7 protein-coding genes and 1 pseudogene are annotated in these 8422 nt (G+C 71.6%); 3 read left to right on the forward strand and 5 right to left on the reverse strand.

Annotated elements, in window-relative coordinates; all coding sequences use genetic code 11:
• Positions 1-138: 138 nt before the first annotated feature.
• The 4 genes from ACWGI6_RS29180 to ACWGI6_RS29195 all read right to left on the reverse strand — a co-directional run bounded on the left by ACWGI6_RS29180 (position 139) and on the right by ACWGI6_RS29195 (position 4160).
• The gene (locus tag ACWGI6_RS29180) at positions 139-732 is read right to left on the reverse strand and encodes a malonic semialdehyde reductase (RefSeq protein WP_453270285.1); all 594 of its coding nucleotides are present in this window, start codon (positions 730-732) and stop codon (positions 139-141) included.
• 260 nt (positions 733-992) lie between these two features.
• Positions 993-1289 carry an exodeoxyribonuclease VII small subunit gene (locus ACWGI6_RS29185; RefSeq protein ID WP_393906830.1) on the reverse strand — a complete coding sequence of 99 codons (297 nt, stop codon included), beginning with the start codon at positions 1287-1289 and terminating at the stop codon, positions 993-995.
• A gap of 29 nt (positions 1290-1318) precedes the next feature.
• A complete protein-coding gene (xseA, locus tag ACWGI6_RS29190; RefSeq protein ID WP_453270286.1) occupies positions 1319-2554 on the reverse strand; it encodes an exodeoxyribonuclease VII large subunit in 1236 nt (411 codons plus the stop codon).
• A gap of 151 nt (positions 2555-2705) precedes the next feature.
• Positions 2706-4160 carry an APC family permease gene (locus ACWGI6_RS29195; protein WP_453270341.1) on the reverse strand — a complete coding sequence of 485 codons (1455 nt, stop codon included), beginning with the start codon at positions 4158-4160 and terminating at the stop codon, positions 2706-2708.
• An 84-nt stretch (positions 4161-4244) separates the two neighbouring features.
• Between ACWGI6_RS29195 and ACWGI6_RS29200 the strand changes: the two genes are divergently transcribed.
• Together ACWGI6_RS29200 and ppgK are read left to right on the forward strand one after the other, a co-directional pair.
• On the forward strand, positions 4245-5276 hold the full coding sequence (locus tag ACWGI6_RS29200) for a 4-hydroxy-3-methylbut-2-enyl diphosphate reductase (protein WP_453270287.1): 1032 nt from the start codon (positions 4245-4247) through the stop codon (positions 5274-5276).
• Positions 5277-5360: 84 nt separating this feature from the next.
• Positions 5361-6248, forward strand: coding sequence for a polyphosphate--glucose phosphotransferase (ppgK, locus tag ACWGI6_RS29205; protein ID WP_453270288.1), 888 nt, complete (start codon positions 5361-5363; stop codon positions 6246-6248).
• A gap of 13 nt (positions 6249-6261) precedes the next feature.
• Here the strand turns inward: ppgK and ACWGI6_RS29210 are convergent.
• A pseudogene (locus tag ACWGI6_RS29210) lies at positions 6262-6828 on the reverse strand (DUF6542 domain-containing protein); the annotation flags it as partial.
• 345 nt (positions 6829-7173) lie between these two features.
• Between ACWGI6_RS29210 and ychF the strand changes: the two are divergent.
• Positions 7174-8262, forward strand: coding sequence for a redox-regulated ATPase YchF (gene ychF / locus ACWGI6_RS29215; protein WP_393906834.1), 1089 nt, complete (start codon positions 7174-7176; stop codon positions 8260-8262).
• The last annotated feature ends 160 nt before the right edge of the window (positions 8263-8422 follow it).

Raw genomic sequence — 8422 nt, forward strand, 5'->3', positions numbered from 1 at the left:
TGGCGAAGACGGGCTGACCCGCGAAGAAACCGTTTAGGCCGCCGCACCCGGGTGGGTGCGGCGGCCTCATGCGTGGCGCCGGCGGATTCCCTGCGGGGTCGCTGGGCGACTCCCGCGGGTTTCCTGCGGGGCGCCCGCTCAGACGGAGGCGACGGCCTCGTCGAAGGACAGCCGCGGGGAGCGCGGGAAGAACGCGTCGGCGCCCGGCTTGCCGATGTTGATGACGAGGAACGACTTCTGCTTGCCGTCGCCGAAGAACTCCTTGTCGATGCCGGTGAAGTCGAAGCCGGTCATCGGGCCGGCGGCCAGGCCGGCGGCGCGGACGCCGACGATGAAGTAACCGGCCTGGAGGGTGGCGTTCTGGGTGCCGGCGACCGTACGGCCCGCGGCCTCGGAGAAGAACGTGTCCTTGATGCCCGGGGCGGCCGGGAAGAGCCGCGGCAGCTTCTCGTGGAAGTCCAGGTCCACGGAGAGGATCGCGGTCAGCGGCGCGCTGAGCGTCTTGGGGCCGTTGGCGCCCATGGCGTGGTTGACCAGGCGCTCACGGGCCTCCTGGGAACGGACCAGGGTTATCCGCAGCGGCGACTGGTTGAAGGCGGTCGGGCCGAACTTCACCAGGTCGTAGATGGCCTGGACCTGCTCGTCCGTCACCGGCTCGTCCGTGAACGTGTTGGCGGTCTGGGCCTCCCGGAACAGGAGGTCCTGAGCGGCGGCGTCAAGGGCGAGAGACATAAAGGCACCTCGGTGAGTGAGCTGGGGTTCAGGTTCTGATGGCACTGCAGACATTAGTGATCATGCAGCTGCTACAGGGGTGGTACGGGGAACCACTGTAATCGAGATAGATTAAGTTTCAACTAAAACGGGGGTGTTGTGAGACGGTTCACAGTGATTCGCCTCGCCCTCCGCGGTCGGAAATGACCGGCCCGGGAGGGCCTCCCCCGGCGCGCTGCCCGCTGCGCGCGGTCCCCCGATGTCGCTACGCCGCTACGCCGCTACGCGCGCTCCGCCTCCGGCCCGTCCGGTGACTCCGCCAGTGCCGCGTCCAGCCGCGCCCGTGCGCCGTCCAGCCAGCGACGGCAGACCTTCGCCAGCGCCTCGCCGCGCTCCCACAGCGCGAGCGACTCCTCCAGCGTCGTGCCGCCCGCTTCCAGGCTGCGGACGACCTCGATCAGCTCGTCCCGCGCCTGCTCATAGCCCAGCGTGGAGTCCACCGACTCCACCCGGGCCGCCGCGCCGGCCGCCGCACCCTGCTCCGCGTCCGCCGCGCCATCCGTCTTCGCCTTCGCCATGTCTCCCACCCTAAGAGTCTGCCTTTGCACTATTCGGGGGGTGCGACGGCGCCCGGGACACCGTCCACCCGCACCCTGAACTCGCCCTCGGCCACCCGGGCCCGCAACGCGTCGTCCGCTTCGACCTCGTCCGGTGAGCGCACCGCCGTTCCGTCCCGCCTCTGCAGGACGGCATAGCCGCGCTCCAGCGTCGCCCTGGGGGAGAGCGCGACCACCCGGGCCAGGGTGTGCGTCAGCTCCGAGTCGGCGCGGTCCAGCAGATGCCCCAGGGTCCGCCGGCCACGCTCCAGCAGCGCCGTGACCTGCTCCTCGCGGTCCTCGACCATCCGCTGCGGCCGCTGTATGCACGGCCGCTGCAGCGCCGCGGCGAGCCCCCGCTCCTCCCGCTGCAGAAAGCCGTCGACGGCGCGCAGCGCCCGCTCCCGCAGCTGCTGGACCCGGGCCAGCTCCTCGCCCACGTCCGGCACCACCTTCTTCGCCGCGTCCGTCGGCGTCGAGGCACGCAGATCGGCGACCAGATCCAGCAGCGGGGTGTCCGGCTCATGGCCGATCGCCGAGACGACGGGCGTCACGGCCGCGCTCACGGCCCGCACGAGCTGCTCGTCGGAGAACGGGAGCAGATCCTCCACGCTGCCGCCGCCCCGCGCCACGATGATCACGTCCACCTCGGGCAGCGCGTCCAGCTCCTGGACCGCCGCGACCACCTGCGGGACCGCATGCACCCCCTGCACCGGCACATTGCGCACCGCGAAGCGGACGGCCGGCCAGCGGTGCCTGGCGTTCTCCAGGACGTCCCGCTCGGCGGCGCTCGCCCGGCCGCAGACCAGCCCGATCAGCTGCGGCAGGAACGGCAGCGGCTTCTTGCGGTCCGCGGCGAACAGCCCCTCCGCCGCCAGCGACTTCTTCAACTGCTCCAGCCGGGCGAGGAGTTCACCGACCCCGACCGGCTTGATCTCGGCGGCCCGCAGCGACAGCTGGCCGCGCGGGGCGTACCACTCCGGTTTGGCGTGCACCACCACCCGGGCGCCCTCGCTCACCACGTCGGCGACCTTGTCGAAGACCTGGCGGTAGCACGTCACGCTCACCGAGATGTCGTACGACGGGTCGCGCAGGGTCAGGAAGACCACGCCCGCGCCGGGCCGCCGCGAGAGCTGGGTGATCTGCCCCTCGACCCACACCGCGCCGAGCCGGTCGATCCAACCGCCGATGAGCCGGGACACCTCGCCGACCGGGATCGGCGTTTCCGGGGACGTAGAAACAGCCATACGGGCGAGACTAGCGGCGGGCACTGACAGTGGCGGCGCTCGCGCGGTGCGTGGCCGGGGCGGGCGGCGGTGCGGACGTCCTGCCGGGCCCGCCCGTACCCGTCAGGTTCGTACCCGTCAGGGGCCCGTACCCGGCTCGCGCCCAGGCCCGTCAGCCCCGCACGCCACCCGCCCGCGCCCGCCTCCGGTACTGAGTCGCCAGCACCACCAGCCCCACCACCAGCCAGGCCCCGCCCACGGCCTGTGCGGCGGCGGAGGCCTCGGCGATCACCGCGACCACCACCGCCAGCCCCAGCAGCGGCACCACCAGATGCCGCAGCACGCTCGGCGCCCCGGCACCTCTGCGGATCCAGAACCAGCCGACCACCGACGCATGCAGCAGCCCGAACGCGGTCAGCGCCCCCACGTTCACCACCGACGACAGCTGGTCGAGCCCGTCGTCCCTGCGGGCCGCCCACACCGCCGCCACCAGCGTCACCAGCGCCGCGCCCAGCAGCGCCCGGCGCGGCACCCCGCTGCCCGCGTCCACCGTCGACATCGCTCCCGGCAGCCGCCGGTCCCGGGCCATCGCGAACAGCAGCCGGCCGGCCGCCGCCTGCCCCGCCAGCGCCGCGAACGCCGCGCCGATGGCTTTGCTCACCGCGACCAGGTCGTGCAGCCAGCGCCCCACCGCCGCGTCGACCGTGGCGTAGAAGGCGCCGCCCTGCTTCCCCGGCTCGGCCGCCAGCTCCGCCGCGCTCATCGGCATCAGCAGCGCCGCCAGGTACGTCTGCACCGCGAACAGCACACCGGCCACCACCAGACAGCTGAGCACCGCCCGCGCCACCCGGTCCGGCCCGCCGGCCCCCGGGCCGCCCTTGTCGGCCGCCGGGCCCTCGGCCTCCTCCGCGAACGACGCGATCGCATCGAAGCCCAGATACGACAGCACCGCCACCGACACCGCGGACAGCACCGCCCGCACCGAGAAACCGCCCTCGCCGGTCAGCGGCCCGGCCCAGCCCCGCTGCGCCCCGTGCAAGATCAGCTCGACGACCGCCGACACCACGAACACCGCGAGCACCACGATCTCCATCGCCAGCACCGCGAGGCCCACCCGGGCCGCCGTCCGCACGCCCCACAGGTTCAGCAGCGTCGTCACGGCCACCGCCAGCGCCGTCCACACCCACTGGTGCACGGACGGCACCAGCGCATGCAGCGCGATCCCGGAGAACAGATACGCCACCGCCGGAATCAGCAGATAGTCCAGCATCGCCATCCACCCGGCGACGAACCCCGCCCCCTCGCCCAGGCCCACCCGGGCGTACGTGTAGACGGACCCGGCCTGCGGGGCGACCCGCACCATCTGGGCGTACGAGTACGCGGTGAACGCCATCGCGACGGTCGCGACGAGGTAGACGGCGGTGACCGCGCCGTGCGACGTGGCCTGCAGCGTGCCGAAGATCCCGACCGGCGCCATCGGGGCGATGAACAGCAGCCCGTAGACGACCAGATCCCGGAACGTCAGCGTCCGCCGCAGCGCACCGGGGGCGGCGGTACCCCCGGCCCCGGTGGAGCCCGCTCCGCCGCCCGCCCCCTCGCCGCCCGTGCCGCCGCCCGTGCCCGGCATCATGCCTCCTCGCTCCGTGCCGCCCTCAGTCTGGGACAAAGGCACGATCTTCCGGGGCGGGGGCACGGCTTTACGATGGGTCGCATGACTTCCTCGCCCAGCCCGACGCCCGCCGCCACCCCGGGCGAAGACGCTTCGCGCCGCAGCGGCCGGCGCAAGGTCCTGCTCGCCGCCCCCCGTGGCTACTGCGCTGGTGTGGACCGCGCCGTCATCGCCGTCGAAAAGGCCCTTGAGCAGTACGGCGCCCCCGTTTACGTACGCCACGAGATCGTCCACAACAAGTACGTCGTGAAAACCCTGGAGAAGAAGGGCGCCATCTTCGTCGACGAGACGCAGGAGGTGCCCGAGGGCAACATCGTCATCTTCTCGGCGCACGGCGTCGCCCCGGTCGTCCACGACGAAGCCAAGCGCGGCAAGCTCGCCACCATCGACGCCACCTGCCCGCTGGTCACCAAGGTCCACAAGGAAGCCGTCCGCTACGCCAAGGAGGACTACGACATCCTCCTGATCGGCCACGAGGGCCACGAAGAGGTCGTCGGCACGAGCGGTGAGGCGCCCGAGCACATCACCCTCGTCGACGGCCCCGAGGACGTCGCCAACGTCGAGGTCCGCGACCCGGAAAAGGTCGTCTGGCTCTCCCAGACCACCCTCTCGGTCGACGAGACCATGGAGACCGTGGACGCCCTCAAGGGCCGCTACCCCAACCTCCTCTCGCCGCCCAGCGACGACATCTGCTACGCCACCCAGAACCGCCAGATCGCGGTGAAGCAGATGGGTGCCGAGGCCGATCTCGTCATCGTCGTCGGCTCCAAGAACTCCTCGAACTCCGTGCGCCTCGTCGAGGTGGCGCTGGGTGCGGGCGCCCGCACCGCCCACCTGGTCGACTACGCCGAGGAGATCGACGAGGCCTGGCTGGAGGACGTCGGCACGGTCGGTGTCACCTCCGGCGCCTCGGTCCCCGAGGTTCTCGTCCACGGCGTCCTGGACTGGCTCGCCCAGCGGGGCTACGAGGACGTCGAAACCGTCACGGCCGCCGAGGAGTCCATCGCCTTCTCGCTGCCCAAGGAGCTCCGCCGGGACCTGCGGGCCGAGGCCAAGGCAGCCACCGACAGCTGACCCCGCCGCTTCCGCTTCGCTCCCCGGGCCACCGGTCGGTGCATCCCGGGGGCGAGCCGCCCCGCCGACGCCTAGCCTTTTCCCATGAAGGTCTTCGGTGTGGACATCGGCGGATCGGGCATCAAGGGTGCCCCGGTGGATCTGGAGCGCGGCGAGCTCGCGGAGGAGCGCTACAAGGTGCTGACCCCGCATCCGGCCACCCCGGCGGCGGTCGCGGACGGCGTCAAGGAGGTCGTGGACCACTTCGGGTGGTCGGGGCCGGTCGGTGCGACCTTCCCCGGTGTGGTCACCGGCGGGACGACCCGTACCGCCGCCAATGTCGACAAGGGCTGGATCGGCATGGATGCCGCCGCCATGCTCACCGAGCGGCTCTGCGGCGAGTCCGGCGGCAGCCCCGTCACACTGCTCAACGACGCGGACGCGGCCGGCCTGGCCGAACTGCGCTTCGGCGCGGGCCGCGGCCGGACCGGCACGGTCATCGTGCTCACCTTCGGCACCGGCATCGGCAGCGCCGTCTTCACCGACGGCCGCCTCGTGCCCAACTCCGAGCTAGGCCACCTGGAGCTGCACGGCCATGACGCCGAGAAGCGCGCCTCCACCAAGGCCAAGGAGGACGAGGAGCTGAACTGGCAGCACTGGGCGCACCGGGTCCAGAAGTACCTCGCCCATGTGGAGATGCTCTTCTCACCCGAACTGTTCGTGATCGGTGGCGGGGTGAGCCGCAAGGCGGAGAAGTTCCTGCCGCTGATCGAGGACATCAGCGCGGAGATCGTGCCGGCTCAGCTTCAGAACAATGCGGGGATCGTGGGGGCCGCGATGGCTGCGTACGCCGCTCGGGCTGGCGAGCCACCTGCCGTGGACGGTTCGGCTGCGGCCGCCCCCGGTCGGGCGTCCGCGTCGGCCGGTCCTGCGGACCGCGCGCTCCGCTCTGCGGTCGACTCGCCGGTCGGCTGGCCCGACGCCGGGCGATGATCAGCACCCGGCGGACGATCGCGAGCAGCGCGCAGACCAGCGTGCCGGCATAGAGCCAGCCCGCGTTCAGCGCGAGGACGGTGAAGACGCCCATCAGCAGCCCGTCGAACCCGCCCGCGCCGCGCTGGATCGGCAGCGCACCGAGCGTGAACGCGATCGGCAGCGTGACCGGCGCGATGACCAGGTCGTACGGCCTGACCCACAGCGCGGCGCCGATGCCGACCAGGAGATAGCAGACGCCGTACAGGGTCTGTGCGCCGCCGAAGAGCAGCCGGTCCAGGAAGGCGAAGCCCAGCAGCGCCAGCGTCGCCAGCAGCCAGCAGCCGAGTCCGGTGAGCTTGGCCGCCGGCACCCGGCGTCGCGGGGCGGGCGGCGGGGAAGGCACGGGGCGCTGCGGGCGCGCCCGGTACACGGTGGCGGACGCCGGGCCCTGCGGTGGGGCAGGGGCGCGTCCGGGGGCCGCGGAAGCGGGTCCACGGGCGGGCGCGCGGGCCGGCCCGGCCGGTGCGCGACCGCGCGCCGCGGCATGGACGACCGCCGGTGCGGATGCCGGTACGGACGCGAACCCGGAGGCCCGCATCGCGGTGAGGAAGTCGTCGTCGGGATCGGGGGCCACTGCCTCCGCGGGGCGCGGGAGCCGGGCGTCCTGGCCCACGGGCGGACCTGCGGACCGCGGCGGGCTGTGCTGGGGGGTGCGCGCTTCGTGTTGCTCCACTCGGCAACGGTAGGCCGCTAAGTGGGATTAACCGGTTACGGGACACGCCCTTTGGGCCGAGCTCGGTGCGGATTCGTTCCGGGCCCGGAGCCGGACGGGGCAGGGCCGGTCCCGGTGGCGGCGGCTGGGGCCCGGCTGCCCCGTAGACTGGTGGATCGGCCCTCCCGGGGCCGTGCCCACCACCTCTCGCTCGGAAGTCGAGTCGCCACCGTGTCGCTCACGATCGGAATCGTCGGTCTGCCGAATGTCGGCAAGTCGACCATGTTCAATGCCCTGACCAAGAACGACGTGCTGGCGGCCAACTACCCGTTCGCCACCATCGAGCCGAACGTCGGCGTCGTCGGCGTCCCCGACCCGCGTCTGGCCACGCTGGCCGAGATCTTCTCCTCCCAGAAGATCCTCCCGGCAACCGTCGACTTCGTCGACATCGCGGGCATCGTCCGCGGCGCCTCCGAGGGCGAGGGCCTGGGCAACAAGTTCCTCGCGAACATCCGCGAGTCCGATGCGATTTGCCAGGTCATCCGCGCCTTCAAGGACGAGAACGTCGTCCACGTCGACGGCAAGGTCTCGCCCAAGGACGACATCGAGACCATCAACACCGAGCTGATCCTCGCCGACCTCCAGACCATCGAGAAGGTGCTGCCGCGGCTCCAGAAGGAGTCGCGCATCAAGAAGGACGTGGCCCCGAAGGTCAAGGCCGTCGAGGAGGCCAAGGCGATCCTGGAGAGGGGCGACACGCTCTTCGCCGCCGGAATCGTCCAGGGCTCCGGCAACGAGGAGCTGCTGCACGACCTCCATCTCCTCACCACCAAGCCCTTCCTCTACGTCTTCAACGTCGACGAGGACGAGCTGACCGACGAGGACTTCAAGAACCAGCAGCGCGCCCTGGTCGCCCCCGCCGAGGCGATCTTCCTCAACGCCAAGCTGGAGGCCGACCTCGCCGAGCTGGACGACGACGAGGCCCTGGAACTCCTCCAGTCCGTGGGCCAGGAAGAGCCCGGTCTCGCCACCCTCGCCCACGTCGGTTTCAACACCCTCGGCCTGCAGACCTACCTGACGGCCGGCCCCAAGGAAACCCGCGCCTGGACCATCAAGAAGGGCGCCACCGCCCCCGAGGCCGCCGGAGTCATCCACACCGACTTCCAGAAGGGCTTCATCAAGGCCGAGGTCATCTCCTTCGCCGACCTCGTCGAGACCGGCTCGGTCGCCGAGTCCCGCGCGGCCGGCAAGGCCCGCATGGAGGGCAAGGAGTATGTGATGCAGGACGGCGATGTGGTGGAGTTCCGGTTCAACGTGTAGCGCCCGCCATGGCATCGACATAGCGATCTGGAAAATGCTCAGGTCAATCGGGGTGGGGGGGCGGGGGGGGGCGGCCCCCCGGGGTGGGCGGTGGGGGGTGCGCCGGGGGTTTTTTTATGTTATTTAAACCCCCCTGAGAACAGGGGCTGCGGATCCCGGG

This window comes from Streptomyces sp. NPDC054786 (genome assembly GCF_053611685.1).